Source organism: Altererythrobacter sp. BO-6 (genome assembly GCF_011047315.1).
In the GTDB taxonomy this organism is placed as follows: Bacteria; Pseudomonadota; Alphaproteobacteria; order Sphingomonadales; family Sphingomonadaceae; genus Erythrobacter.
This window is the reverse complement of the sequence record NZ_CP049259.1, coordinates 1961933-1987379: the sequence shown is the minus strand read 5'-3', so window position 1 is coordinate 1987379 and position 25447 is coordinate 1961933. Positions and strand designations below refer to the sequence as shown.

The 25447-nt window shown below is 62.8% G+C and carries 25 protein-coding genes; 7 read left to right on the top strand and 18 right to left on the bottom strand.

Annotated features, from left to right (window positions below; all coding sequences use genetic code 11):
- Positions 1 to 211 precede the first annotated feature (211 nt).
- The 13 genes from G6N82_RS09745 to hisN form a co-directional block, all read right to left on the bottom strand.
- Positions 212 to 1591, bottom strand: coding sequence for an ammonium transporter (locus G6N82_RS09745; RefSeq protein WP_165195992.1), 1380 nt, complete (start codon positions 1589 to 1591; stop codon positions 212 to 214).
- 20 nt (positions 1592 to 1611) lie between these two features.
- Positions 1612 to 1950, bottom strand: a complete 339-nt coding sequence (locus tag G6N82_RS09740) for a P-II family nitrogen regulator (RefSeq protein ID WP_165195990.1) — start codon at positions 1948 to 1950, stop codon at positions 1612 to 1614.
- Between the two features lie 161 nt (positions 1951 to 2111).
- Positions 2112 to 2810, bottom strand: a complete 699-nt coding sequence (locus G6N82_RS09735; RefSeq protein WP_165195988.1) for an endonuclease/exonuclease/phosphatase family protein — start codon at positions 2808 to 2810, stop codon at positions 2112 to 2114.
- 12 nt (positions 2811 to 2822) lie between these two features.
- On the bottom strand, positions 2823 to 3380 hold the full coding sequence (locus tag G6N82_RS09730; RefSeq protein WP_165195986.1) for a pyridoxamine 5'-phosphate oxidase family protein: 558 nt from the start codon (positions 3378 to 3380) through the stop codon (positions 2823 to 2825).
- Complete coding sequence (locus G6N82_RS09725; RefSeq protein WP_165195984.1) at positions 3380 to 4249, bottom strand: alpha/beta hydrolase; 870 nt, start codon at positions 4247 to 4249, stop codon at positions 3380 to 3382. The genes G6N82_RS09730 and G6N82_RS09725 overlap by 1 nt, the downstream gene beginning before the upstream one ends.
- A 37-nt stretch (positions 4250 to 4286) precedes the next feature.
- Positions 4287 to 5819 (bottom strand): peptide chain release factor 3, encoded by a 1533-nt coding sequence (locus G6N82_RS09720; protein ID WP_165195982.1) that lies wholly within the window; start codon positions 5817 to 5819, stop codon positions 4287 to 4289.
- A gap of 20 nt (positions 5820 to 5839) precedes the next feature.
- Complete coding sequence (gene pheT / locus G6N82_RS09715; protein WP_165195980.1) at positions 5840 to 8227, bottom strand: phenylalanine--tRNA ligase subunit beta; 2388 nt, start codon at positions 8225 to 8227, stop codon at positions 5840 to 5842.
- Positions 8224 to 9324, bottom strand: a complete 1101-nt coding sequence (gene pheS / locus G6N82_RS09710; RefSeq protein ID WP_165195978.1) for a phenylalanine--tRNA ligase subunit alpha — start codon at positions 9322 to 9324, stop codon at positions 8224 to 8226. Before pheS ends, pheT begins: the two co-directional genes overlap by 4 nt.
- A gap of 65 nt (positions 9325 to 9389) precedes the next feature.
- On the bottom strand, positions 9390 to 10289 hold the full coding sequence (locus G6N82_RS09705) for a helix-turn-helix domain-containing protein (protein WP_165195976.1): 900 nt from the start codon (positions 10287 to 10289) through the stop codon (positions 9390 to 9392).
- Between the two features lie 96 nt (positions 10290 to 10385).
- Entirely contained in the window at positions 10386 to 10745 is a 360-nt protein-coding gene (gene rplT / locus G6N82_RS09700; protein WP_165195974.1) for a 50S ribosomal protein L20, read from the bottom strand.
- Between the two features lie 26 nt (positions 10746 to 10771).
- Complete coding sequence (gene rpmI, locus G6N82_RS09695; RefSeq protein WP_165195972.1) at positions 10772 to 10975, bottom strand: 50S ribosomal protein L35; 204 nt, start codon at positions 10973 to 10975, stop codon at positions 10772 to 10774.
- A gap of 160 nt (positions 10976 to 11135) precedes the next feature.
- Positions 11136 to 11591 (bottom strand): hypothetical protein, encoded by a 456-nt coding sequence (locus tag G6N82_RS09690; protein WP_206520160.1) that lies wholly within the window; start codon positions 11589 to 11591, stop codon positions 11136 to 11138.
- Between the two features lie 188 nt (positions 11592 to 11779).
- Complete coding sequence (hisN, locus tag G6N82_RS09685; RefSeq protein WP_165195967.1) at positions 11780 to 12550, bottom strand: histidinol-phosphatase; 771 nt, start codon at positions 12548 to 12550, stop codon at positions 11780 to 11782.
- 74 nt (positions 12551 to 12624) lie between these two features.
- On the opposite strand from hisN, the gene G6N82_RS09680 reads away from it, so the two are divergent.
- Together G6N82_RS09680 and G6N82_RS09675 are read left to right on the top strand one after the other, a co-directional pair.
- A complete protein-coding gene (locus G6N82_RS09680; RefSeq protein ID WP_241255063.1) occupies positions 12625 to 13602 on the top strand; it encodes a helix-turn-helix domain-containing protein in 978 nt (325 codons plus the stop codon).
- Positions 13603 to 13676: 74 nt separating this feature from the next.
- On the top strand, positions 13677 to 14639 hold the full coding sequence (locus G6N82_RS09675; RefSeq protein ID WP_165195965.1) for a helix-turn-helix domain-containing protein: 963 nt from the start codon (positions 13677 to 13679) through the stop codon (positions 14637 to 14639).
- Here the strand turns inward: G6N82_RS09675 and G6N82_RS09670 are convergent.
- Both G6N82_RS09670 and glpX read right to left on the bottom strand, forming a co-directional pair.
- Positions 14636 to 15571 carry a ribose-phosphate pyrophosphokinase gene (locus G6N82_RS09670; protein WP_165195963.1) on the bottom strand — a complete coding sequence of 312 codons (936 nt, stop codon included), beginning with the start codon at positions 15569 to 15571 and terminating at the stop codon, positions 14636 to 14638. The two genes, G6N82_RS09675 and G6N82_RS09670, sit on opposite strands and share 4 nt — an antisense overlap.
- Positions 15572 to 15666: 95 nt before the next feature.
- On the bottom strand, positions 15667 to 16662 hold the full coding sequence (gene glpX, locus G6N82_RS09665; RefSeq protein WP_165195961.1) for a class II fructose-bisphosphatase: 996 nt from the start codon (positions 16660 to 16662) through the stop codon (positions 15667 to 15669).
- Between the two features lie 55 nt (positions 16663 to 16717).
- Here glpX and G6N82_RS09660 point away from each other — a divergent pair, with 55 nt between their 5' ends.
- Positions 16718 to 17320, top strand: coding sequence for a hypothetical protein (locus G6N82_RS09660; protein ID WP_165195959.1), 603 nt, complete (start codon positions 16718 to 16720; stop codon positions 17318 to 17320).
- On the opposite strand, the gene G6N82_RS09655 is transcribed toward G6N82_RS09660, so the two are convergent.
- Both G6N82_RS09655 and G6N82_RS15310 read right to left on the bottom strand, forming a co-directional pair.
- Positions 17280 to 18590 carry a homoserine dehydrogenase gene (locus G6N82_RS09655; RefSeq protein ID WP_165195957.1) on the bottom strand — a complete coding sequence of 437 codons (1311 nt, stop codon included), beginning with the start codon at positions 18588 to 18590 and terminating at the stop codon, positions 17280 to 17282. The two genes, G6N82_RS09660 and G6N82_RS09655, sit on opposite strands and share 41 nt — an antisense overlap.
- Entirely contained in the window at positions 18583 to 20064 is a 1482-nt protein-coding gene (locus tag G6N82_RS15310; RefSeq protein WP_346773728.1) for a thioesterase family protein, read from the bottom strand. The genes G6N82_RS09655 and G6N82_RS15310 overlap by 8 nt, the downstream gene beginning before the upstream one ends.
- Before the next feature lie 224 nt (positions 20065 to 20288).
- On the opposite strand from G6N82_RS15310, the gene G6N82_RS09640 reads away from it, so the two are divergent.
- From G6N82_RS09640 to G6N82_RS09625, 4 genes are all read left to right on the top strand, one after another.
- Complete coding sequence (locus tag G6N82_RS09640) at positions 20289 to 20942, top strand: energy transducer TonB (RefSeq protein WP_165195953.1); 654 nt, start codon at positions 20289 to 20291, stop codon at positions 20940 to 20942.
- A 62-nt stretch (positions 20943 to 21004) separates the two neighbouring features.
- Entirely contained in the window at positions 21005 to 21772 is a 768-nt protein-coding gene (locus tag G6N82_RS09635) for a MotA/TolQ/ExbB proton channel family protein (RefSeq protein ID WP_165195951.1), read from the top strand.
- Positions 21773 to 21852: 80 nt separating this feature from the next.
- Entirely contained in the window at positions 21853 to 22383 is a 531-nt protein-coding gene (locus tag G6N82_RS09630) for a biopolymer transporter ExbD (protein ID WP_206520158.1), read from the top strand.
- 32 nt (positions 22384 to 22415) lie between these two features.
- Positions 22416 to 22874 (top strand): biopolymer transporter ExbD, encoded by a 459-nt coding sequence (locus G6N82_RS09625; RefSeq protein ID WP_165195949.1) that lies wholly within the window; start codon positions 22416 to 22418, stop codon positions 22872 to 22874.
- Positions 22875 to 22956: 82 nt separating this feature from the next.
- Here the strand turns inward: G6N82_RS09625 and G6N82_RS09620 are convergent, their stop codons facing one another.
- On the bottom strand, positions 22957 to 25425 hold the full coding sequence (locus G6N82_RS09620; protein ID WP_165195947.1) for a ligase-associated DNA damage response DEXH box helicase: 2469 nt from the start codon (positions 25423 to 25425) through the stop codon (positions 22957 to 22959).
- Between the last annotated feature and the right edge of the window lie 22 nt (positions 25426 to 25447).

Genomic DNA, 25447 nt, shown 5'->3' with positions numbered 1-25447 from the left:
CACCCAAGGCTGCCGCCATCAACAGCCTAGACAAAAAGGGGCCGGAGCGGCTGGCTCCGGCCCTTTCGCAGTTTGTTCGTTCGCAGGAGGAACGAGGTGAGGCGGGGTGGGGAGGGAGAGGAGAGAGAGAGGTTCCCCGCCCCGCCAAACTGGTGTTGCTTCCGGTTGCGTTGCGCGGAGAACAGTCCCCACTTCCCGCGCAACGCTTCGGTTAGTTGTAGGCGCGCTCCCCGTGTTCGGAGATGTCGAGCCCGTTGACTTCGGTCTCTTCGTCGACCCTGAGGCCGATCAGCAGCTTGACGACATAGGCGGCGATCAGGGTGCCGATACCGGCCCACACGATCGTCACCAGCACGCCATGCGTCTGTGTCCAGAGCTGCGCACCAAGAGTGGTCGAACCATCTCCAGGGCCGCCGAGGAACGGCTGGTAAACCACTGCCGTGCCGATCGCGCCAACGATCCCGCCAACGCCGTGGATGCCGAATGCGTCGAGCGAGTCGTCGTAGCCGAACTTCGCCTTGAGTTTGGCAACCGCGAAATAGCACACTGCAGAGGAAACGATGCCCAGCAGGATTGCGCCGAATGGACCGCTGTTGCCTGCCGCGGGAGTCACCGCCACAAGACCTGCGATCACACCCGAACAGAAGCCGAGCGCCGAACCCTTGTGGCCAGCAAGCCGTTCGATGACCATCCAGGTCAGCGCTGCAGCTGCGGTAGCGACGAAGGTGTTGAGCATGGCGAGGCCCGCGAAAGCGTCAGCTTCGAGCGCCGAGCCAGCGTTGAAGCCAAACCAGCCCACCCACAGCAAGCCGGTGCCAACCATAGTCAGGGTCAGGCTATGCGGGGGCATCGGCTCGGCCGGATAGCCGCGACGCTTGCCGAGGAGATAGGCCAGCACGAGTCCGGAGACGCCGGCGTTGATGTGGACCACGGTACCACCGGCAAAGTCGAGCGCGCCCTTCTCAAACAGGTAGCCACCGCCAGCCCAAACCATGTGTGCGATCGGGAAATAGACAATCGTCAGCCAGATCGGGACGAACAGCATCAACGCATTGAATTTCATACGTTCTGCGGTCGCACCCAGAATCAGCGCGGCGGTGATTGCTGCGAAGGTCATCTGGAAGCTGATGAACACATATTCGCTGATCACTTCGTCGGAGAAGGTCGCTGCTGTGCTTTCATAGGTTGAAGCAGTCAGGAACAGATTGCCCCAGCTGTAGAAAGCATTGCCCTCAGGACCAAAGGCAGTCGAATAGCCCCAGATCACCCAGACTATCATGGCCAAGGCAGCGGTAGCGCCGACCTGGGTCATGGTGCTGAGCATGTTCTTCGATCGCGTCAGGCCGCCGTAAAACAGCGCCAGGCCCGGCAGGATCATCAGCAGGACAAGCAGCGTGGAAGTCATCATCCAGGCATTGTTGCCCGGATTGGGAACGGCTGCTGCCGCCTCAACGACTTCAGCTGGAACGGCTTCTGCGACTTCAGCGACAGTTTCGGCCACCGCTTCGGCGGCTTCCTGCGCGAAGGCAGCGGTAGCGGCAAACATCGAAGCTGCAACAGCTCCTGTGCCGGTCACGAATTTGCGGATCATGGTTGAGCCCCTCATTGCGATTAAAGCGCCGTGTCGCCGGTTTCGCCGGTGCGAATCCGGGTGGCCGAAGCCAGGTCGAGCACGAAGATCTTGCCGTCGCCGATCGCGTCGGTGCTGGCGGTTTGCTGAATGGTTTCGACGACCTGAGCGGCGATGTCGTCACTCGCGGCGATCTCCAGCTTCACCTTGGGAAGCATGTTGGTCGAATATTCGGCACCGCGATAGATTTCGGTCTGGCCCTTCTGGCGACCGAAGCCCTTCACTTCCGAGACTGTCATGCCGGCGACCCCGATGGCGCCCAGCGCTTCGCGGACCTCATCGAGCTTGAATGGTTTTATTACGGCGATGATGAACTTCATCTCTGCCCCCTACTGCTTACCGGACACTCTTCCGGCTGTGCAGGTGCAGCAAAAGCCGTGCCAGAACTGAAAATAAGCAGGAAATCAGATTCTTAGCTGCTCACAAGGCTGCTAACAATCAAGGCATCGTGCGGGTAATTGCCTAAATATTAATCGCTAGCCTAGTATTTGGGCAATCTTAACCGGGCCCAGACAGGCAGGTGATCGGATGCCTGCACTGCGGTTGCGCTGTGGTGCACGCTGCTGTCGCAATAGTCCCAATGCGGCGTCGCCACGATCCGGTCGAGCGGGGCGATCGGCCGACGCGCAGGATAGCTGGGCCCTGGGGTAATCTGCTGCCACGCGACGCCGAAAGCACGCATCGCCCCCGTCAACCTGCTCCACTGGTTGAAATCGCCCATGATCACCGTCGGAAGGCGCGGCCCGCGCGCGCAGTGTTGCAACATGGCCTTGAGCTGGTCACGGCGCCTGAGGCCGGAGATATCGAGATGTGCGCCCATGACCCGCAACGGGCGCCCTTCGACCTCAAGTTCGGCAACCACCGCACCGCGCGGTTCCAGTGTCGGCAAATCGAGCGGGTGCGACAACACGCAGTCGATGTCGCGCCGCACCAGCAGCGCATTGCCATGCCAGCCCAGGCTGCGCGGCCGTTCCGCCACATCAAGCGCACGCCAATGCGTGTCATCAAGCAGCGCTCGAGGAAGCACCGATGCGCGCTGTCCGAACCGCCGATCCGCCTCCTGCAGGGCAATGATATCGGCATCCACTTCGCGTAGCACCGCGATAATCCGCTCGGGATCGCGCTTGCCATCCAACCCCACTGCCTTGTGGATGTTGTAGCTGGCGAAAGTCAGTTCCACCCGCTGCGCCCGCTAGTCGCCTGCGATGTAGCGATCTGTCGCGCGCGCGGGCAGGCCGTCGATACTGCTGATCCGCAGCGACATTTTGGCTGCCCATTCATCAGGGTTAGCCTGGGCATGCGCCTTCTTGAGTGTTTGCCGTTCTTCCTGGAATTCCATGAACGGAACGCCCCAGCCGCAACTGGTTTGCACGCTTTCAATATCGATCACGAAGATTTGCCTAGTGCCCGGCAGCAGGGTGAAGTGCGCGGCCAACCCTTCCCATTCGTCATCTTGCGGCAGGACAGCACGGCCCCGCCCGTAAATCCGCAGGATCAAGGCGGGCTGCTGGAAATTGCAGAACATCAGCGTGATCCGCCCGTCGGCGGCGAGATGGGCGTGGGTCTCATTGCCCGAACCGCCCAGATCGAGATAGGCGACCTGGGTAGGCGAAAGAACGCGAAACGCGTCATATCCCTTGGGGCTGAGGTTGATCCGCGCGCCCTCGGCGGCAGTAGCCACGAAGAACACCGGCTGCCGTGCGATCATCTCGACATGCTTGGCTTCCAGCGCTTCGTAAAAATCGGCCATCAGAGAAAATCCTTCAGCACCTGCATGAAGCGATCGAACTGGTCATGGTGAAGCCAGTGCCCGGCCTGTTCGAACTCGATCACTTCGGCATTCTTGAAATATTTGATCCGACCGTCCTTGGCCGGGTTCGATGCCCAGCTGTCTGCGCCGTACAGCAACAGAGTGGGGCATGTGATCGCGCCCCACAGCTGCTGGAGGAATTCATCGGCGATGTCTTCGACGCCCCATACGTTGAGGTGGGGATCGAATTTCCAGGTGTAAGTGCCATCCTCGTTGCGGTTGACCCCATGGATCGTGAGGTGCCGCGCCTGTTCCTCGGTGAGGTAGGAATTCTCTTCGATCATGCGGCGGAAAGCGTCTTCGATCGAAGCGTATTTGCGCGGGATCCGGCCCGATGCGGCGCGCTTCTTGCCGATCCACTCGGCAAAGCGCTCTGGATAGGGCGTAGCGCGCATTTCTGCTTGCCGATCGGGGCTCGGGCCCAGCCCTTCGATGGCCACGATCTTCCTGACCATCTCGGGAAACACCCCGGCATAGCGCAGCGCGACATTGCCGCCCATCGAATGGCTCACGATGGTTACCGGCCCGACATCGAGCTGGTGGACGAACTGAGCCAGGTCATAGACCATATCGTTGGAGCGGTAGTTGCCGTCGCTGACCCACTCGCTGTCGCCATGGCCGCGGTGGTCCATCGCCACGACATGCCAGTCCTGGCACAGCGCCTCGGCCGTCCAGTCCCAGCTGCGCGCATGGTCGCGCCCGCCATGCACCAGCACTAGCGGCGGCTTGCCGCGGTTGCCCCAATCGACATAGTTGAGCCGCAGCCGTTGCGATATGAAAGTCTGGTTGGTGGGTCCGGTGCCGTTCATGCCGCTTCCATGCCGTGAAGCCGCATGACCTGCAAGCCTACCGTTCCTTGGTCGCGGAGAAGGTCAGCTCAGGGTTCTTTTCGGCCTGGTAGCTTACGTCCCACGGGCTCTTGGCCATGAACACCAGATCGCCATCGCGGTCGCGCGCCAGATTGGAGCGGTTGAAATCGGCAAAGCCTTTGAGCGCCGCATCCGAACCTTTCAGCCAGCGCGCGGTGGCAAAGGGCGAGGCCTCTAGCACCGCCTCGACCTTGTATTCGGCTTCGAGCCGGCTGATCAGCACTTCCAATTGCAACTGGCCAACCACGCCGACGATCCACTGCGCGCCGATTTCCGGATAGAACACCTGGATCACGCCCTCTTCGGAAAGATCGTCGAGCGCCTTACGCAGCTGCTTGGTCTTGGTCGGGTCGCGCAGAACTACGCGGCGCAGGATTTCCGGCGCGAAATTGGGCAGGCCGGTGAAGCGCAGCTGGTTTTTCTCGCTCAGCGTATCGCCCACCCGCAGCGTGCCGTGGTTAGGTATGCCGATGATGTCGCCCGCTTCGGCGGTATCGGCCAGTTCGCGGTCCTGCGCGAAGAACAGGATTGGCGAATGCACCGCAATCGCCTTGCCAAGACCAGAAGGCGTCAGCTTCATGCCGCGCTTGAAGGTGCCCGAAACCATCCGCATGAAGGCGATCCGGTCGCGGTGGTTGGGGTCCATGTTCGCCTGGACCTTGAAGATGAAGCCGGTCACTTCGTCGCGCGTGGGCGGGACCTGCTCCTCCCCAGCGGGCTGCGGGCGCGGCGGCGGGGCATATTTGGCGATCGCGTCGATCAGTTCGGACACGCCGAAATTCTTGAGCGCGGAGCCGAAATAGACCGGGGTCAGATCGCCATTGCGATAGGCCTCGATGTCGAATTCGGGATAGCCGATCTGGGCCAGTTCGACATTCTCCGCAATCTCTGCGGGCAGTTCGACGTCGGTATCGCGCTTGCCAAGAAATTCCTTCGACGGGCCTTCCGGCCGCGCGACCGTGCCGCTGGCAAAATCGAGGATGCCCTGGAATTCGCCACCCATGCCGACCGGGTACATCTGCGGGCTGACGTCGAGCGCCAGCATGTCGGCGATCTCGTCGAGCAGTTCGAACACCGGACGGCCTTCACGATCGACCTTGTTGACAAAGGTGATGATCGGCACGCTGCGCAGCCGGCAAACCTCGAACAGCTTGCGCGTCTGCGGCTCGATCCCCTTGGCCGCGTCGATCACCATGATGGCGCTGTCGACCGCAGTCAGCGTGCGATAGGTGTCTTCGGAGAAATCCTCGTGCCCCGGTGTGTCGAGCAGGTTGAAGGTGATCGTTTCACCGTCATATTCCTTCTCGAAGGTCATCACGCTGGAAGTCACCGAGATGCCGCGCTGCTGCTCGATCTTCATCCAGTCCGAACGCGCACGCCGGGCCTGCCCGCGCGCCTTGACCTCGCCGGCCAAGTGGATCGCGCCGCCTTGCAACAGCAGCTTTTCGGTCAGCGTGGTCTTGCCCGCGTCAGGGTGGGAGATGATCGCGAAGGTTCGGCGATTTGACATGGTTTTCCGTCTGCACCGGGTTACCCGCGCAGTTCCGCCCCCTGCTTGGCTGCTGCTGCGACGATCGCATCGGAAATCGCCTTCAGGTCGGCATCCTTGTAGCTCGCCTGCTGCGGCTGCAGCGTCACTTCGACCGCGATCGATTTCTTCCCATCGGGTACGCCCTGCCCGGCGAACACATCGAATACGCGCGCGCTCACAATGTTGTTCTTGTCGGCACCGGCGACCGCGCGCACGAGCTCCGCGGCAGGCAGGTCTGCAGGAACGAGGAAGGCGAAATCGCGCGTGACCGCCTGCAGCGCGGGCGGCGCATAGGCTTCGCGGGCAAAGCCGGCGTTCTTCCTTTCAGGGATGGCATCCAGGAATATCTCAACCGCAGCCACCGGGCCATCGATGTCGAAAGCCTTGAGCGTTGCCGGATGCAGCATGCCGAAGCGCGCCAGCACGTTCTTGGGGCCCAGCCGCAGGGTTGCAGACTGGCCGGGATGGAACTGCGTGCCTGCTTCGCCCATCGTCATCAGCTTGTTGACCGGCGCACCGGCCTCAGCCAGCAGGGCGCGCGCAACCGACTTCGCATCATAGGCATCGAACTTCGTCGCCTTGCCGCTCATCCAGCGCCGCGGGTCCTTTTCGCCAGCGAGTATCACGCCGAGCGTCGGCCTCTCGTCGCTTGAACCGTTTTCCCCACGGAAATAGCGCCGCCCAATTTCGAACAGGCGCAGGCCTGAGGCGCCGCGATCCAGATTGCGTTTGGCCGCGCTAATCAGGCCCGGCAACAGCGAGGGCCGCATGGCCTTCATGTCTTCGCTGATCGGGTTTTCCAGTACCCAAAGCTGCGATCCATCCCCGAAATGCTCGGCATCGGGCACGGGAAGGAAGGACCAGGTCACCGCTTCATTGAGACCGCGCGCAGCGGCCGCACGGCGCAGCTTGCGCTCAATCACCTGCTGGGCTGTGGCAGTCGGCCTGGCGACGCCGTCGGCGCGCGGCAAGGCGACGCTTTCGACCTGGTCGAGCCCGTGAATCCGCACGACCTCTTCGACCAGGTCAGCCGCTCCTTCGATATCGTGCCGCCGCAGCGGGCAGGTCACCTGCCAGTCGGCTGAAAACTTGAAGTCGAGGCTTTCGAGGATTCGGCGTTGTTCAGCCTCGGGCACGTCAACCCCGCCCAGGCGCGCGGTAAGCGCCGGATCGAACGCAATGACCTTAGGCTCGCTTGGCGGCGTGCCGGCATGCACCTTTTCGCTCGCCGTACCGCCCGCCAGTTCGACGATCAGGCCGGTGAGCAGGTCCAACCCGTCATCGAGGAACGCCGGATCGACCCCGCGCTCGAAGCGGGTGCGCGCGTCAGAGGTTAGCCCCAGCGCCCGCCCGGTTGCCCCGATCCGTGCCGGATCAAAATAGGCGATCTCGAGCAGGACATCCTTGGTGTCTTCGCTCACGCCCGAATGTTCGCCGCCCATGATGCCGGCGATGTCATGCACGCCGCTATCGTCGGCGATCACCGTCATGGTGCTGTCGAGCGTGTAGGTCTTCTCGTTAAGCGCCAGCACCTGCTCGCCATCCTTCGCTCGCCGGGCAACCACCGCACCGTTCAGCTTGGCGAGGTCATAGGCATGCGCCGGGCGGCCAAAGGCGAGCATCACATAATTGGTGAGGTCAACCAGCAGCGAGATCGGCCGCTGCCCCGCGCTGATCAGCCGCTGCTGCAGCCATTCTGGCGAAGCGCCATTGGTCACGCCCGTGATCACGCGGCCATAGAAAGCCGGGCAGCCTTCGGGATCGTCGGTGCGGATCTCTACCGGGCAAGCGCCCTTTGCTTCGAAGGCGGGCAGCGCGATCGGCTTGAGCGTGCCCAGCCCTGCTGCGGCAAGGTCGCGCGCAATGCCATAAACGCCCATACAATCGGGCCGGTTAGGCGTAATCGCGACGTCAATTACCGGCGAAGCGCCGTGATAATCCGCAAAACTGGTGCCGACCGGCGCGTCTTCCGGCAGTTCGATGATGCCATCGTGCTCATCGCCAAGCTCGAGCTCGCGCACTGAGCACATCATGCCGTTCGATTCGACGCCGCGGATCGCGCTCTTGCGCAATTCCATGCCATTGGCCGGCACCACCGCGCCAGGCAGGCCAAGTACGCCCTTCATCCCCGCGCGGGCATTGGGCGCCCCGCAGACCACCTGCAGCGGATCGCCTTCACCCGTATCGACCGTGAGCACCCGCAGCTTGTCGGCATCGGGATGCGGCGCGGCGGTGAGCACCTTGGCAACGCGGAAACCGGCGAGCTTTTCCGCCGGATCCTCGATCCCTTCGACTTCGATCCCGATCCGGTTGAGTGCAGCCGCGATCTCCAGCACCGAGGCATCGGTGTCGAGATGGTCCTTGAGCCAGGTCAGCGAGAACTTCATGAACGTGCCCCCACCCCTGCAGAGAGCGTCGGCTGGTCCAGATGGCTGAAGCCATAGTGCTTGAGCCACCGCACATCGCCGTCAAAGAAGGCGCGCAGATCGTCCATCCCGTATTTCAGCATGGCCAGCCGGTCGACCCCGACGCCGAAGGCAAAGCCCTGCCACTGGTCAGGATCGAGCCCGGCGAATTCGATCACCCGGCGGTTGACCATGCCCGAGCCGAGCAGTTCCATCCAGCCGTGGCCCAGCGCGTCACCATCGCCGCCTAGCACGCGGCGACCACCTACTACTTCGAAGCCGACATCGACTTCGACCGAAGGCTCGGTGAAAGGGAAATAGCTCGGTCGCAGGCGCAAGACGATATCATCGCGCTCGAAGAAGGCTTTGAGGAAGGTTTCCAGCGTCCATTTGAGGTGGCCGAGGTGGATGTCCTTGTCGATCACCAGCCCTTCGACCTGGTGGAACATCGGGGTGTGCGTCGCATCGCTGTCGCTGCGATAGACGCGGCCCGGTGCGATGATGCGGATCGGTGCACCTTGCGCGACCATGCTGCGGATCTGCACCGGCGAAGTGTGGGTGCGCAGCAGCATCTTGCGGCCTTCAGCGTCGCTATCGGGGAAATAGAATGTGTCGTGCATCGCGCGCGCGGGATGGCTTTCATCCATGTTGAGCGCGGTGAAATTGTGCCAGTCGTCCTCGATTTCAGGTCCGGTGGCGACAGCGAAACCCATGTCGGCGAAAATTTCCGCCAGTTCATCCATCACCTGGCTGACCGGATGGACCGAGCCGGCCGGAGCTTCCGCTGCAGGCAACGTCAAGTCCAGCCGCTCTCTGGCCAGCTGGGCTTCGAGCACAGCCGCCTCCATGGCGTCTTTCTTCGCGGCCAGCGCATCTGAAATCTCCGCGCGCACCGCCTGGATTGCGGGCGCAGCGACAGTGCGTTCTTCAGGGGCCATCTGGCCCAAGGTTTTTAGGGCAAGGCTGACCCAGCCCTTCTTGCCAAGCGCCGCCACGCGCTGTTCTTCCAGCGCATCAAGCGTTTCCGCAGCCGCAATCGCCGCCAGTGCGGCATCCCTTTGTGTGGTCAAGTCAGTCATGGTGTTTAGATTCACTTCCGAAGGGCGCCCCGCTAGCGGCAAATGGCGCGCAAGGCAAAGTGCTTTCAGTCCGGGCGGTCGAGCGTTTGCGCAGGCGAACCCCAGATCCGCGCCCGCGCTTCGATAAATGAGGTGAGGATCGGATGCTCCAGCGCGGCATATTCGCTGGGCGACATGCCCATGAAGGTGCGGAACTCGCGGGTGAACTGCGCCTGGTCGTGATAGTGTTCATCCATCACGTCCGTCCATTTGCTTCCACGATGCAGCATGAAGCTGGTGAGGCTGCGCATGAAGCGCTGGCGCCGCAGCAGCAGCTTGGGCGTGAAACCGAAATGGCGTGCACACAGTCGCTCCAGATTGCGCGCGCCAAGCTCCGATCGCTCGGCAAATTCGGCTACGTTGGCGAGCTGTTCATCGACCATGACGCGATGCACGCGCATGATCTTTTCCTCATCGCGATGTGGGCGCGTCAACCGGCGCATCGTGTCTACAATCGCGTCAAACTGCTCCTGATCGCTGCATGCAGGGTCACACAATACCTCCGCGAGATGCGCGAATTTGGCAAAGGCCGGGTGCGTTTCGCCATCGCAAGTGTAATTGGCAAGCGAGCCGGCATCGACATCGAAGTAGCGACTCCAGCCGAGCGGCAGGAAGCCGATCCCCCACATGCGGGTTGAACCGATTGTGAAATGGGTTGGCAAGGAGCTGGGCCCGCTTGCGGCATAACGCGGTCCGCTGGTGCTGCTGCTGCCCAGCTGTGCCTGCGGCCTGGAACCTGCGAAAAAGCGTATCCCGGCCCATTCTGGCTGGAGGTGATCGCTGACCGTACCGCCATCTGCAACGGTCAGGTCCAGGTGATAGAAGGTGGTGAAGCAGCCGGCGAACTCTTCAGGCGGCGCAAAGAAACGGCTTCGGATTTCGAACCGTTGATCACCAGCTGCTGACACTTCCTCCGGCTCGGCCATGCGCGGCTATGTGCCGCAAGTGTCGCAAACATACAAATCAAAAGGCGCCGGAAGTTGCCTCCCGACGCCTCAGAAATTTGGCAGTCAGTGCTGCAATCAGGCGGGCAGAGCGCCCTTCGCCTGAGCAATCACCGCCTGGAAGGCTGCACCTTCGTTCATCGCGAGATCGGCCATCGCCTTGCGGTCGAGCTCGATCCCGGCCAGCTTCACCCCGTGCATGAACTGCGAGTAGGTGAGCCCTTCGGCGCGGACAGCCGCGTTGATGCGCTGGATCCAGAGCGCGCGGAAGTTGCGCTTCTTGATCTTGCGGTCGCGATAGGCGTACTGGCCGGCCTTCTCGACCGCCTGGCGCGCAACGCGAATAGTGTTCTTGCGACGACCGCGATAGCCCTTGGCCTGGTCCAGCAGCCGCTTGTGCTTGGCGCGAGTGGTCACGCCGCGTTTGATGCGAGGCATTTCAAATTCTCCTTAAACCAGCGCGCTCAGTCGAGCCCGTAGGGGGCCCATTTCTTCACCGTCTTGGTGTCGGCTTCCGACAGGACGGTGGTGCCGCGGTTGGTGCGGATATACTTCGCATTGTGGCTGATCAGGCGGTGGCGCTTGCCAGCGACCCCATGCTTGATCTTGCCGGTCGCGGTGATCTTGAAGCGTTTCTTCACACCGCTCTTGGTCTTCAGCTTGGGCATTTTCATCTCCTATTGCAGAGACACGTCCGAACCGGCCCTGGCAGCCCTTTCAGCCAGGCAGGCGGATAATCACGTGTCAGTGAAGGCGCGCGCATTAGCGATTCTCGCGCGAATTGCAAGCGAAACGGCCAGGACCCCCGAACGATCCGCCTGCGCTGTCTTAATATATCACCCGGCAGGCCTGCAACCGGAAGAAGAAATCGGTCTCGGCCTTCATCTTCCTTGTTGCGCAACGCGGTATCCGGTCCATGCCAGTGTTGGCAAGCCGCTCAAAAAACACCTCTCGCGGCTCGCTGGCGCAAGAATCGCCCACCGGCGCGCGAACATTGCCCTGCCTGTCCCGGAACTCGATCATGAAGGACCACCCACAGACATAGACTTCTTCCCGCGCAAACACATCGGGCAGCGCCTTGCCCTCCGCGACGATCTCCGCCCACTCCTGCTTGGGAATACGCACCCGGAAAGGAAGTCGCTCAGACGAACCGGACTTGGCGTATCGCTGGCGAAAAAGCTCGGCGCTCGCCGTCCCGTCCCGATTGGCGCGCACGGCGATTGCAAGACCCGCGCCCCGCTTTATGCGCATCATCGCCAGAATCAGATCGCCATCGGTTCCCATGTGCCGGTGCACTTCCTTGAGCGAAGGCAAGCCGAATGAACTGCGCCACCCATCGCGCTCCTCTTTGGTGCAATCCGGATTCGGGTCATAGTAACTACAGCTCTTGGTAGCCTCGCCCTCATCGTCAGCCATTGCCGGTCCTGAGCAAAGCCAGAAGAGCAGCGACAGCCCGATCATAGCGGCCAGTCTCACTGCATTGCCTCGAGCACATCCTCAAGCCGCGCGGGATCCCCGATCGCCAGCACTTCGCCTGTGCTTTCCGCATTGAGCGGCTCGCCGTTCCAGTCACACATCACGCCGCCCGCTCCTTCCACCACCGGCACAAGCGCGGCAAAGTCATGCAGTTTCAGGCCCGCCTCGCACACCACATCGACATGGCCGGATGCGACAAGCCCGTAATTGTAGCAATCGCCACCCCAGATGATCTTGCGATGGGCGACAGCGCCCGAGAGCTTCATGAAGGGTTCGATCTGCTCGCCTGAGAACAGGTGCGGGCTGGTGGTGGCGAGCACGGCATCGCTGAGTTCGCGGCACGGCGCCCCATGCACAGGCCGGTCGTTGAACAAGGTGCCCTGGCCGGTAACGCCCAGCCACCGTTCACCCAGGATCGGCTGGTCGATCACGCCCAGCACCGGCCAGCCTTCCTCCAGGAGGGCGATCAGCGTGCCGAAAATCGGCCGCCCGGCGATAAAGCTGGTGGTGCCATCGATCGGATCGAGCACCCATTGCCGGCCCGCACCCGGATTGCGGTTGCCATATTCCTCGCCGATAATTCCATCAGCAGGATATTCCCGCTCGATGATGGCGCGCATCGCTGCTTCAGCCGCGCGGTCGGCTTCGGTCACGAAACTGTGGTCGTCCTTGCGCTCGTGCGACCATGCCCCGCGATAAAGTGGCCGGATTGCATCACGCGCGGCTTCGGCCAGCCGCTGGGCGCACAAGATGTCGGATGAATCCATTACAATTGCTTCATTTCACGCTAGATAGTTAAGTGGTGGTCGCATCAAGCCTCTAAAAGGGGCGGGGAATCGCTGTGACCGAAACGGGGCACGAAGACAATCGGGTAGATACGAGCCTGGGGCTGCGCTCGCTATTGGGGCACACTGCCGCCGGTGAGCCGCTGTCGCTCAACCGGGCGCCGTGTGAAGAGCTGTCACCCTGGGTGGCGCGCGTATATGCCACGCAGGTCGAGGCCGAGCCGGACCACCTGATCGAATGCGGGCTGGTCGCCGACACTCCAATCCTGCGCGTGCTGTTTCGCGGCGAATGGGGGGCAGAAACGCGCGACGGCCATGGCCGTTACAGCAATGCAGCGCTGTTTTTCGGTCCGCATACGCGGCGGATGCCGGTTACCGTCAAGGGAAGCTTCGCCACTGTTGGTGTGGCGCTGAAGCCTGGGGCAGTGAGCGCGCTTAGGGGCCCGCCTGTGCCCGATACGCTTGATCGCATCATCCTTTACGATCACATCTACGGCAATGAGAACTGGGGTACGAGCGCACAATTGCTCGAATGGTTCGACCCTGCCGGTCCGCCTGAACGATGGCTGCGTGTTGCAGAAATCCTGCTTCAGCAATTGGTGGAGCGGGCCGGCGGTGCCAAGCCCGATCCGATCGTTGCCGCCTTCGACAGGGCTGCCTTCGCCGATCCGAACCTGAGCATTGGCGACTTCGCAGCGGAACACGGCATCGATCGGCGCAGGCTGGAACGATTGATCAAGAAGTCTTTCGGCCAGACCCCCAAGCAGGTGCTGCGGCGGGCCAGGGCGCTCGACATTGCCGCCAATCTGCGCGGCGTTGCGGACGACGAAGAAGCCGAGGAACTGGCGCTGCGATATTATGACCAGTCGCACATGATCCGCGAGTTTTCGGCCTTCTTCGGCATGACCCCCAAACAATTCTTGCGCAGGCCACAACCGCTGATGACGCTGGCACTGGAAGCCCGCCAGGCCCGGCGACTGGAAGTACTGGGCCGCCACGATCCATCCGCTTCATATCCCTGGCGACGCGCCTGACCCGGTGCGGTCACAGCATCGACTTGTGCCGCAGCTTGGGCTAGGTTGTTGCCATAACAAAAGGGGCGCAGATCATGGCAAGCGGGAACGACGCCGAAGCATGGCGTCGACAATCCGAACCGCAGTCGGGCGTGTCGCGCGATGGCATGCCGCTTTCGATCAACCGCGCACCGGCAGAAGACTTACGCCCATGGATTGCCCGCCTGGTCGCTGCCAAGATCGAGACCGGGCCGGGATCGCTGATCCGCTGCGGCATGTGCAACGATCTGGTTTACGAACGGATCGTTTTGCATGGCGACTGGACCACGTCGTCGCTTGACGGGACCGGGCATTATCGCGACGAGCCGCTGCTGTTTGGCCCCCATTCGCGCTACATGTCGCTGAGCTGCTCCGGGCCGGTAATCGCTATCGGTGTGGGGCTGCGGCCTGGTGCACTTCCACTTCTTTCCGGGCGTGCGGTCGAGCCGATCGTCAACCGGATCGAGCGCGGAGACCCGCTGGGTTTGATCAGGCGTAACCTGTTTGCCGAATATCCTCCAGAAGGCGAACCCGAACAATGGCTGGCGCAGTTGGAAGAGGCACTGCGCCGTACCATTGCCGAGCGCAACCCGGCGGTGCCGGACCCGATCAGCACGGCGTTCGAGCTGGCCAGCTTTGCCGATCCCAACCTTGCACTGCTGGATTTTTCAGAGGAGCAGGGCATCAGCCTGCGCAAGCTGGAGCGGGTGGTAAAGCGCGATTTCGGGCTTACTCCCAAACAGGTTCTGCGCCGTGCACGGGCGCTCGACATCGCCGCACAGCTGTGCGGCGTGGCCGACGAGGACGAGGCCGAACAGCTGATGCTGCGCTTCTTCGATCAATCCCACCTGATCCGCGAATTTGCAGCTTTCTTCGGCACCACGCCCAGCGCATTTCGCGCAGCCACTCACCCGCTGATGACCATCAATGTCGAAACCCGCCAGGCGCGGCGACTTGAGGAGCTCAACCGGCTGCAACCGGGCCAGCAACGCCCCTGGTTTGCCGGCGAGGGAATCTAGTCGAACAGCGAGCTGACCGAGCTTTCATCGGCAATGCGCCGGACCGCTTCGCCGATCAGGGGCGCGATCGTCAGCACCCGGATACGGCTCGAATTCTCCGTCGCTTCGGTCGGGCGGATGGTATCGGTAATCACGAGTTCCTTCAGCGCGGAACTGTCGACGCGCGCAACTGCCCCGCCCGACAAAACCCCGTGGGTGATATAGGCGGCGACGCTGGTCGCACCTTCATCGAGTAGCGCTTGCGCCGCGTTGCATAGGGTACCGCCCGAATCGACGATGTCATCGATCAGGATGCAGTGGCGCCCCTTCACCTCGCCGATGATGTTCATCACTTCGCTCTCGCCAGGGCGATCGCGACGCTTGTCGACAATCGCCAGCGGGGCATTGTCGAGCCGCTTGGCCAGCGCGCGGGCGCGGACCACGCCGCCAACGTCCGGGCTGACCACCATCAGGTCCTGGTCGCCATAGCGGGCCTGGATGTCCGCTGCCATGACCGGCGCGGCATAGAGATTGTCCGTCGGGATATCGAAGAAGCCCTGGATCTGTCCGGCGTGGAGATCGACCGCCAGGACCCTGTCAGCCCCCGCGCGGGTGATCAGATCCGCCACCAGCTTGGCCGAAATCGGCGTGCGCGGGCCGGGCTTGCGATCCTGCCGGGCATAGCCGAAATAGGGCACCACCGCGGTTATCCGCTTGGCCGAAGCGCGTTTGAGCGCATCGATGCAGATCAGCAGCTCCATCAGATTATCGTTCGCCGGAAAGCTCGTCGGCTGGATCAGGAACACGTCCTCACCGCGCACATTCTCATGAATCTCGACGAACACCTCCTCGTCGGCAAAGCGCCGTACGCTGGCATCGGTGAGCGGGATCTCGAGATAGGCAGCGACCGCACGCGCGAGCGGCAGGTTCGAATTGCCGGACATGATCTTCATCGGGTGCGAATCCTCCGGTGCGACTGGTGCAACCCGCCTAGCGGAGCGTCATGCAATTGCAACAGATGGGCGCCGGGTTTCCCCTTCGAAGTCGGTCAACGCGTCCGATGTTCGCCCCTGATCCAGCGGACCGTGCCGCTTGACGCACGCATCACCACGCTGTGGGTGGTCATCTTACCGCCGCGCAGCCGCTTCACGCCATCCAGCAGAGAGCCCGACGTCACGCCGGTCGCGGCAAAGATGCAGTCGCCCTTGGCCAGGTCCTCCAGCTTGTAGATGCGATCGAAGTCGGTGATGCCGAGCCGGCGGGCACGTGCCTTTTCATCCTCGTTGCGGAACACCAGCCGGCCGTTGAATTGCCCCCCGACGCAGCGCAGCGCCGCGGCTGCGAGCACACCTTCCGGGGCGCCGCCCTGGCCCATGTACATATCGATCGTGGTGTCTTCGTCGGTCACTGCGATCACGCCCGCGACGTCGCCATCGCCGATCAGGACGACGCCGCAGCCGATCCCGCGCAGTTCCGCAATAAGTTCGGCATGACGCGGACGGTCAAGCACGCACACTATGATGTCGGACGGCTTGACGCCCTTGGCGGCGGCCACCGCTTGAACATTCTCAGTCGGGCTCTTTGCAAGGTCGATGATATCGGGCGGATAGCCCGGCCCGACCGCGATCTTGTCCATATAGGTGTCGGGCGCGTTCAGGAGGTTGCCCTCTTCCGCCGCCGCCAAGACGGCCAGCGCGTTTGGACCGGCCTTGGCGGTGATGGTGGTGCCTTCGAGCGGGTCAAGCGCGATGTCGATCTTCGGTCCCTTGCCGGGCGCGCCGCCCACCTTCTCGCCGATATACAGCATCGGCGCTTCGTCGCGCTCGCCCTCGCCGATCACCACGGTTCCGTCCATATACAAGGTATCGAAGGCCCGGCGCATCGCCTCCACTGCCGCGGCGTCTGCCGCCTTCTCGTCACCGCGCCCGATCAGCTGCGAGGCGGCGACGGCGGCAGCCTCTGTCACGCGCACCATTTCAAGCACGAGCACACGATCAAGCGCGCTTTCACCGGCGGGTTTATTGGCCAGAATGTCGGTATTCATGTGCGATTCAGTCCCTCCGGTGTGTGTGGCTTGCGCCTAAGCAAAGGAATGGCGCTTGTCGAGCATCGCAGCATTATCGATCAACCGATGCATTGCGATGACAGCGCTGACGATCTTCTCGGCGCCGTTATCCGCGCAAGATGCGATCGGGCCCGTGGATGACCGCGCGGACAAGCCGGAAGTTATCGACCTGCTGGTGAAGGCACGCGAGCGCGAGGTTGACCAGCGCCGGATCGAACAATGCGAGCGCGAGCAGGAAGCGGCGACGATCTCGCGCGAGATCGTCGTGTGTCGCGAGATAGTAGACGACAGTGACCGCTTCACCACGGGAGATCGCGAACGGACGCAGCAACGCTATGCTGAGGAAACTATGTTCGCGGGTGATCTTCTGTCTCCCGACGTCGCTGGCCCCGGCATCTTCAAAGGCCCGGCGACGGTCGGCAGCCTGTGCATTCCCGGGCTGCAGAAATGCCCGCCACCGCCTGCGCTGATGATCGACCTCAGCGCCCTGCCCGAAGCACCTGCGGGCTCTGACGCAGACCGGATCGCGCGCGGCTTGCCGCCACTAGGGCGCGACACCGCGATCAAGCAGCCAGACCCGGCCGAAGCCGCCGAAATCAGTCCGGCAGGATCGGCAGCACCAGGGGTTGGGCCGTAAGGCTTTCCGAACCTTCGAGCAGCGCCAGTGCCTCGGCAATGCTGCGCTCCGGCCCTTCATGGGTGACCATCGCCACCAGAACATCGCCGCCATCGTCGGGCCGGGCCTTCTGGATCAGGCTTTCGATCGACACCCCGGCATCGCGCATCGCGGCGGTGATTTCCGCCAGCACGCCGGGGCGATCCGCCACCGTGAAACGCAGGTAGGTGCGCTCCATCCTGTGCCCTGGCTCGGCCGGCGGCATGGCGGCCAACTGGGCAACGGGAATCGAGAACGGCGCACCCACTTCGTCGCGCGCGATATCGATCAGGTCTGCAACCACTGCACTGGCAGTCGGGCCTTCGCCAGCTCCCGCGCCCTGGAACAGCAGCCGTCCGGAAAAGTTGCCTTCCGCCACCACCGCGTTGGTGGGGCCATCGACGCTGGCAAGCGGGTGCTGCTTGGGCACGAGGCACGGCCGCACACGCTGCAACAGCCGCGGCGTGCCGCCATCGTCGAGCTCGACATCGGTCATCGCGATCAGACGGATAACATACCCCAATGCATCGGCCTGGGCGATGTCGGCCGCCTTGACCTGCGCGATCCCCGTGGTGCGCACGGCAGCGAAATCGATCCGCGCGCCAAACCCGATCGCGGCAAGGATCGACAGCTTGTGTGCCGCGTCGATCGCTTCGATATCGAACGTCGGGTCCGCCTCGGCATAGCCCTTCGCTTGGGCTTCCCGCAGCACCTCGGCAAAGTCGGCCCCGGTGTCCTCCATGGTCGAGAGGATATAATTGCAGGTGCCGTTGAGGATCCCGTAGATCCGTTCGAGCGCATTGGCCGAAGTGCCTTCGCGCAGGCCCTTCACCACGGGAATGCCGCCGGCAACTGCTGCCTCGAATTTGAGCGCCACATCCTTCGCTTCGGCCAGCTCGGCCAGAGCCAGCCCATGATGCGCGATCATCGCCTTGTTGGCTGTGACGAGCGGCTTGCCCGCACCCAGCGCCGCTTTGGCCAGCGCCAGCGCCGGGCCATCCGATCCGCCGACCAGTTCAACCACTACATCGACATCGTCGCGCCGCGCCAGTTCCGACATGTCGTCTTCCCAGCCGTAAAGCGATAGATCGATGCCACGATGCCGATGCCGGTCGCGCGCGCTGACTGCCACGAGTTCCAGCGGTCTGCCCGCGCGCGCGGTCAGCAGGTTGCGGTTGGTTTCGAGCAGGCGGATCACGCCGGTGCCCACAGTGCCAAGACCAGCCAGGCCAATCCTCAGCGAATCAGCCATGCGCCTGCTCCTCGCGTTGTCCGAGTGCCTCTCTGGCAGAGGTTGGAATGGCCATCGAGCGACCGCTTGCGAGATCGACATGGACATGGACAAGTTCGATCACAGCGCGCCGGTCATCCTCGCTCCGGCCTGCGCCGTGAAATTCGATTCGCGTGTTGATCGATGAATTGCCGATCCTGGTGGTCCAGGCGCGACCCTCGACGATCTCGTCGGCGCGGATCGGCTTTTCAAAATCCACCACCGCCTTGACCACGTGGAATTCGAGCGCACCATCACCCGTGAAATGCAGGCCGGCTTCACGCCAGTACTCGGTGATAATGAGATCGGCATATTCAAGATAGCGCGAGTTGAAGACGACCGATTGCGGGTCGACTTCGGCATAGCGCACGCGGAATCGGTGGCGGAAAGGCTGTGTCATCGTCGACGCCTCTAGCGCGAGCCCGGGCGCGGAGGGAACCACTTTGTCTTGCTCCACTGCTAGATCGGCTTGCTGGCCCGCTTCAGAGCGTGCGCACGCAGGGGCCCAATTCGCCCAGCACCAGCGCATAGTCACGTGCGGCCTGCGCCTCGGCGGCGCTGTCCTGCGACAAGTTGGTTCCGCGTGGCAGACGCGCCGGAAGCGAGCAGGCAAGCCGATACCATTCGATCGATTCGGGCGCCGGCGGGCGTGCGGCCTGATCGATGATCTCGCCCCATGAGACCCCCACGTCGGTGGGCGACCGGGGCGCCGCAGCACTGTTATCGAAACGGGCGAGCCGGATTCAGTGTTCAGAAAAATCTGCGTCTCGGATTCGCCGGCAAGGTTGCCCGGCACAGACAGCGCATCGCTGATCCCGCTGATCTGCGGCGGCGCATCCGGTGCAGCCAGCGCGGCCAGAACCGGCCGCAAGCGCGCTTCCAATTCCGGTGTATAGACGAACTGGGCGGTTTCGCTGGTCAGCTGAAGTTCGCCCGGTCGCCCCGGCACACTGCGTGCGAACAGCAGGACTTCCGCATTCTTGAGCTTCGGCGCGCGTCCGCGCGAATCGAGAGGCACATCGACAAGATAGCGCAGCGTTTCGCCAACCCCGCTGGGCCCGGCTATCAACGCGACGGTGCGCGCCTCGATATAGAGCCGCGCGAATCCCGCAGCGACTCCCGCCGCACGCTCCGGCTCCAGCATTATCTGGCGGCGAATCTGTGCACGCACCACCAGCTCCGCACCATCGGCCAGGCCAGCGAGATCGGCATAGGTGAGTCGATCCGTCGGCGCCCCGGGCTGGGCCTGGGCGAGCGCTGGCGACGGCAGCATTGCGGCAGCGATCGCGAGACACAAAATTCTGAAATTCATGGCTTTATTCATTCTCTTGGATTTTCCTGAATGACGCCCAACAGCACCAGCACAGGATCGTGGCATGCCACCTGAGATCGAACCTGCATAGCAGACAATTGCCGCTGAATCGGCAATTAACCGATAAAGCGTTTGCCTGACCATGGCTTGCTCGTTAAAGCGCGGGAAGGCATGAGCGTCGTTGGGGACACGACACGCTACGGCCTGATTGTGGGTCTCTTTAGAGCATGCCTGCAATGCCTTCCGGGTGGTTTGCCGCCGCTCGGTCAGGGACGAAATGGAGTTTGGGGCTCCGCAAACAGAATCGTTTGCGGCGGCCTGCCGGTCGGGCTTTGTTCCGACGCAGCGAATGGAGAGAAAGCGACTGGATGGCTTACGCTGACCAACAAACAAGCGGCAACCGTATCGTCGCCATCATACTGGTGGGTCTGATTCACGTAGTTGTCGGCTATATCTTCATCAGCGGCCTGGCGATCGAAGCGGTCAAGAAGGTTGCCGAACGTGTTACCACGATCGACATCGAAGAACCGCCCCCGCCCGAGCCGGAAGATGAACCGCCGCCGCCCGAGCAACAGCAGCAACAGGCACCTCCCCCACCCGTGGCCCCGCCGCCGCCGATCAGCGTTGCGGTAAACCCGCCGCCGATCCAGACCCGGCCGACCATACCGCCGCCGGCACCACCGGCGCTGGTTGTTCCGCCGCCGGCACCGCCCGCGCCGCCGTCACAGGCACGCGGGGCGACCACCCGCGACGAGCGCCGCTGGGCAGCCCGGATCCAGGAAAATTACCCCTCGCGCGCACTGCGTGAGGAAATCCAGGGCACCGTGGGCGTGCGCGTCTCGGTCACCCCGGATGGCCGCGTTGGCACCTGCCAAGTCACCGCTTCCAGCGGATCGAGCATTCTGGACGAAGCCGCTTGCGCCGGCATGCAACGTTATGCGCGTTTCAACCCCGCGCTTGACGATGCCGGAAACCCGACTTCGGGCAGTTACAACACGCGTATCACTTACCGACTGAATTAGGCCGCCGGGCAGGCATTACGCCCAAGGCCCTTTGGGGACATCATTTAAGAGGACTACTCGCAATGACTATCGAACTTCTTGCTCCTGCAGCTGCCGACGTGGCACCGAACCAGTTCGGCTTCTGGGAAGCCATGGAACAGGGCGGCCCCGTCGCCTGGTTCATTCTCGCAATCATGATCATCATGAGCGCCGGCTCGTTCTACATCCTGATCACCAAATTGTTCGAGCAGAACAAGATCAACAAGCAGTACAACCGCGACGTGATCGGCAAGTTCTGGCAGTCGTCGTCGCTCAAGGAAGGCGCTGCCAAACTTGAGAAGAACAGCGCATGGCGCCAGGTGATCGATGACGCCCTCAAGGCCGAAGACGAGCATGGCAAGATGACTGACAAGCTCGAAGCACATGACTGGATGCACGGCTCGCTGCAGCGTTCGCAGGACGCGATCAATGCGAAGCTGGCTGGCGGCCTGCCGTTCCTCGCCACCGTCGGCGCGACCGCACCGTTCGTCGGCCTGCTCGGCACCGTGATCGGGATCTACCGCGCACTGATCAACATCGGCATCGCCGGTTCGGCCTCCATCGACAAGGTCGCCGGCCCGGTTGGTGAAGCTCTGATCATGACCGCGATCGGTCTGTTCGTGGCTGTGCCTGCGGTGTTCGCCTACAACTGGCTGCAGAGCCGCAACCGTCGCATCGCAGAGCGCCTCTCGGCTTTCTCGACCGACATCCTCGCGAACCTCAGCTCCGGCGGCGCCGTGCGGCCGGCGACGAAGGTTGCCGCCAAACCTGCCACCACCGCTGGCGGTGTGCAGACGGCTCCGAAGGCCTGATCGCCGATGATGCAAGGGGCGGCGTCAAACCCGCCCCTCATCAGCAACCCTTGGCGACAAATTACGGATAGGATGTAGCAATGGCGATTTCGATGGGAGGCGGGGGCGAGACCCCGATGTCGGACATCAACACCACGCCGCTTGTGGACGTGATGCTGGTGCTTCTGATCATCTTCCTCATCGCGGTTCCGGTGGCGATCCAGACGATCGAGAAGCTTGAAATTCCGGTGATGGAATCGGTGGAATCGAAGGATAAGGTGGAAAACCTGCTCCTGACGGTCAGCACCACCGATGCCGCTGGCCGCAGTGCTGGCGAACCCGGTTTCGAAGGGGCGTCGCGTAACGGCGAGTGCCGCGTCTATTTCAACAATATCACCCCGGTAACCTCGGAAGAACTCTACGATCAGGCGTTCCGCCGGCTCGAAGCGATCGTTGAGCGTGCAGGCGGGCCGGAAGCCCTGATGGAAGACCCGGACCAGATCCCGCAGGTCCACATTCGCGGTGACGTGAATGCACCGTGGCGCTGCGTGGCTGGCGCGATCTATAACGTTCAGTCGGCTGGCTACCCCACCGTGGGCTTCATTTCGAACCCGGTCGAGCCGGGCATCTGAAGCGCCTGAGAAAGACACAGGAGTATTAACCCATGGCAATGTCAGGCGGTAAAGACGATGGCTCGCCGATGATGGAAATGAACATGACGCCGTTGATCGACGTCCTGCTCGTTCTGCTGATCATGTTCATCATCACCATCCCGGTCGCCACGCACTCGGTCGACATCGACCTTCCGCAGCCGACCCCGAACGATAACCCGCCACCGATCGATCCGATCAAGAACAAGCTGGTGCTGACGCAGAATAACGAGATTCTGTGGAATGCCCAGCCGATCACGATGAGCGAGCTGGCAACCAACTTGCAGCAATCGCTGACGATCGATCCAGAACCGGAACTGCAGTTCGAACCGGAAGCACTCGCCAGCTACGAACTGTCGGCCAATGTACTGCGGATCATCAAGGCGTCGGGTGTGACCAAGTTCGGCTTCGTCGGTAACGAGAAGTATCGTACTTTCGGCTCCGTTGGCCCCGGGGCTGGCGGCCAGCAGTAAGCTGAAGTCACAAACAAACAGATCGAGGGGCGGAGCGATCCGCCCCTTTTTCTTCGCCCACTATTCGCCGACTATTCGCCGACTATTCGTCTCCGTTGGGGTCCACCCGCATTGCTTCGCCAGCCAGCGTCTCCGCCTCCAGCAGCAATTCCTCATCGATCGCGCCTTGCGGCACTGCCTCGCGCCCGATCATCGTCATCACGGGCACAGCCAGCGGGCTGACCCGCTCCAGCTCGACATGGACGAGCTCGCGCGCGGACCGTTCAAGCAGGTCGGCCAATCGCCCGACATCGGTCATGCGCGCGCGCGCATCGGCCCAGGCCGCTTCGAGCAGCACATGGTCAGGCTCGTATTTGCGCAGCACATCATAGATCAGATCGGTCGAGAAGGTGACCTGCTTGCCGGTCTTGCGTTTGCCCGGATGCTGCCGCTCGACCAACCCGCCGATCACCGCGACCTCGCGAAAGGCGCGTTTGAGCAGATAGCTTTCCTGCACCCACTCGACGAATTCGTGCTCCAGGATATCCGGCGAGAGCAGGGGTGCGGGATCGGTCACCGGTTTCAACCCCCACACGGCGAGCGAATAGTCATTGGCGACGAAACCGCCCGGCTGCAGCCCGCGGTCTTCCATCCGCCGTGTGATCAGCATGCCCAGGCTCTGGTTCGCATTCCAGCCTTCGAAGGTATAATACACGCTGTAATGCTTGCGTTGATGCGGGAAGCTTTCGACCAGCAACATGCCCGGCCCGGGCATCTGGCTGCGCCAGTCCTGCACTTCCAGCCATTCGCGCACATCATCGGGGAAGCGCGCCCAGCCCACGCGATCGACCAGCATCTCGCGTACCCGTGCCGAAAGATGCGTGGTCAGCGGCATGCGCGCGCCACCATAGCTCGGGATCGTTGCGCTCTTCTTCGCGGCGCGGACGACCACGTCCATGTCCTTCACCTGCTCGACCTCCAGGCTCATTCCGGCGAAGAAGAAAGTGTCGCCGGGTGAAAGCGTGGCGGCAAAACTTTCCTCGACCTTGCCGAGGCTGCGGCCGTTGCGGAACCGCACCGTCAGCATCTCGCTGTCGATAATGATCCCGGCGTTCATTCGGTGCCGCTGGGCGTGTTCGGGATGAGTAAGTCGCCACACGCCTTCACGGTCGCGCACGATCCGCTTGAACTTGTCATAGGCGCGCAAGGCGTAGCCGCCATTCTCGACAAAGCCGAGCACGCGCTGCCAATCTTCCGGCGTGACCCAGCTATAGGCCAGCGTCGAGCGCACTTCGGCGAGCAGCTCATCCTCCTGGAACGGGCCCGCACAGGCGCAAGCCATCACATGCTGTGCCAGCACGTCGAGCCCGCCTGGGCGGAAATCCTCACCATCGCGCTGGCCTTCATCCACCGCGTCCTTGGCCGCGGTCGCTTCGAGGAATTCGAAACGATTGCCCGGCACCAGGATGGCGCGACTGGGCATATCGAGCCGGTGATTGGCGCGGCCAATCCGCTGCAACAGTCGCGAAGAACCCTTGGGCGCGCCCATCTGCACCACGCAATCGATATCGCCCCAGTCGATCCCCAGATCCAGGCTGGCGGTGCACACCAGCGCACGCAAGTCGCCCCGCGCCATCGCCCCTTCGACCTTGCGCCGTGCTTCGGTCGAGAGGCTGCCATGATGGATGCCGATCGGCAGGTTTTCCTCGTTCACATCCCACAGCAGCTGGAAAATGAACTCCGCGAGGAACCGCGTGTTGGTGAACACCAACGTGGTGCGGTTTTTCCGGATCGTCTCGTACAGCTGCGGAATGGCCCAGCGCCCCGCATGCCCTCCCCAGGGCACACGTTCCTCGAAAGGCAGCAGGATCTCGACCTCGGGTGCGGCACCTTTCTCGCCCTCGACCAAGGCAACCGTGTCGATATCCCCCCACGGTGCCAGCCACCCCCGAAAGCCCTCCGGATCGGCTACCGTGGCTGACAGCGCCACCCGCTGCAGATCCGGCGCAATCGCTTGCAACCGGCTGAGCGACAGTGCGAGCAAGTCACCGCGTTTGCCGGTGGCAAAGGCATGGACTTCATCGATGACGACGCGTTTCAGCCCGCGGAACATCTCGAAACTGTCAGGATAGCTCAGCAGCAGCGACAGGCTCTCCGGAGTGGTCAGCAGCACATGCGGTGGCTTCACCCGCTGGCGTTTCTTGCGATCCGCCGGCGTATCGCCGCTGCGCGTCTCAACCCGGATCGGCAGGCCGATTTCCTCGATCGGAGTGAGAAGATTGCGCTGCACGTCATGTGCCAACGCCTTCAGCGGCGAGACATAAAGTGTGTGCAGGCCCTCAGGTGGCCTTGCCCCATCCAGTCGCGAGGGGCAGAAGTCTGCCAGCGTCGGAAGGAAGCCTGCCAGCGTCTTGCCCGCGCCGGTATCGGCCACCAGCAGTGCGTGCTTCCCCGCGCCTGACGCCGCGAGCATCTCCGCCTGGTGCCGCCGGACACGCCATCCCCGCCCGGCGAACCAGGCGGTGATCTCAGGCGGCACATCCGCAGTCGACTTGGCGGGCTCGCTGCTCATGACTGTCGCCACGAGTGAAACC

What these genes read in the sequence shown, in the direction of transcription:
- G6N82_RS09745 (WP_165195992.1), bottom strand. Translation starts at nt 1,591, where the DNA reads ATGATCCGCAAATTCGTGACCGGCACAGGAGCTGTTGCAGCTTCGATG.
- G6N82_RS09740 (WP_165195990.1), bottom strand. Translation starts at nt 1,950, where the DNA reads ATGAAGTTCATCATCGCCGTAATAAAACCATTCAAGCTCGATGAGGTC.
- G6N82_RS09730 (WP_165195986.1), bottom strand. Translation starts at nt 3,380, where the DNA reads ATGGCCGATTTTTACGAAGCGCTGGAAGCCAAGCATGTCGAGATGATC.
- G6N82_RS09725 (WP_165195984.1), bottom strand. Translation starts at nt 4,249, where the DNA reads ATGAACGGCACCGGACCCACCAACCAGACTTTCATATCGCAACGGCTG.
- G6N82_RS09720 (WP_165195982.1), bottom strand. Translation starts at nt 5,819, where the DNA reads ATGTCAAATCGCCGAACCTTCGCGATCATCTCCCACCCTGACGCGGGC.
- pheT (WP_165195980.1), bottom strand. Translation starts at nt 8,227, where the DNA reads ATGAAGTTCTCGCTGACCTGGCTCAAGGACCATCTCGACACCGATGCC.
- pheS (WP_165195978.1), bottom strand. Translation starts at nt 9,324, where the DNA reads ATGACTGACTTGACCACACAAAGGGATGCCGCACTGGCGGCGATTGCG.
- G6N82_RS09705 (WP_165195976.1), bottom strand. Translation starts at nt 10,289, where the DNA reads ATGGCCGAGCCGGAGGAAGTGTCAGCAGCTGGTGATCAACGGTTCGAA.
- rplT (WP_165195974.1), bottom strand. Translation starts at nt 10,745, where the DNA reads ATGCCTCGCATCAAACGCGGCGTGACCACTCGCGCCAAGCACAAGCGG.
- rpmI (WP_165195972.1), bottom strand. Translation starts at nt 10,975, where the DNA reads ATGCCCAAGCTGAAGACCAAGAGCGGTGTGAAGAAACGCTTCAAGATC.
- G6N82_RS09690 (WP_206520160.1), bottom strand. Translation starts at nt 11,591, where the DNA reads ATGGGAACCGATGGCGATCTGATTCTGGCGATGATGCGCATAAAGCGG.
- hisN (WP_165195967.1), bottom strand. Translation starts at nt 12,550, where the DNA reads ATGGATTCATCCGACATCTTGTGCGCCCAGCGGCTGGCCGAAGCCGCG.
- G6N82_RS09675 (WP_165195965.1), top strand. Translation starts at nt 13,677, where the DNA reads ATGGCAAGCGGGAACGACGCCGAAGCATGGCGTCGACAATCCGAACCG.
- G6N82_RS09670 (WP_165195963.1), bottom strand. Translation starts at nt 15,571, where the DNA reads ATGAAGATCATGTCCGGCAATTCGAACCTGCCGCTCGCGCGTGCGGTC.
- glpX (WP_165195961.1), bottom strand. Translation starts at nt 16,662, where the DNA reads ATGAATACCGACATTCTGGCCAATAAACCCGCCGGTGAAAGCGCGCTT.
- G6N82_RS09655 (WP_165195957.1), bottom strand. Translation starts at nt 18,590, where the DNA reads ATGGCTGATTCGCTGAGGATTGGCCTGGCTGGTCTTGGCACTGTGGGC.
- G6N82_RS15310 (WP_346773728.1), bottom strand. Translation starts at nt 20,064, where the DNA reads ATGGTCAGGCAAACGCTTTATCGGTTAATTGCCGATTCAGCGGCAATT.
- G6N82_RS09640 (WP_165195953.1), top strand. Translation starts at nt 20,289, where the DNA reads ATGGCTTACGCTGACCAACAAACAAGCGGCAACCGTATCGTCGCCATC.
- G6N82_RS09635 (WP_165195951.1), top strand. Translation starts at nt 21,005, where the DNA reads ATGACTATCGAACTTCTTGCTCCTGCAGCTGCCGACGTGGCACCGAAC.
- G6N82_RS09630 (WP_206520158.1), top strand. Translation starts at nt 21,853, where the DNA reads ATGGCGATTTCGATGGGAGGCGGGGGCGAGACCCCGATGTCGGACATC.
- G6N82_RS09625 (WP_165195949.1), top strand. Translation starts at nt 22,416, where the DNA reads ATGGCAATGTCAGGCGGTAAAGACGATGGCTCGCCGATGATGGAAATG.
- G6N82_RS09620 (WP_165195947.1), bottom strand. Translation starts at nt 25,425, where the DNA reads ATGAGCAGCGAGCCCGCCAAGTCGACTGCGGATGTGCCGCCTGAGATC.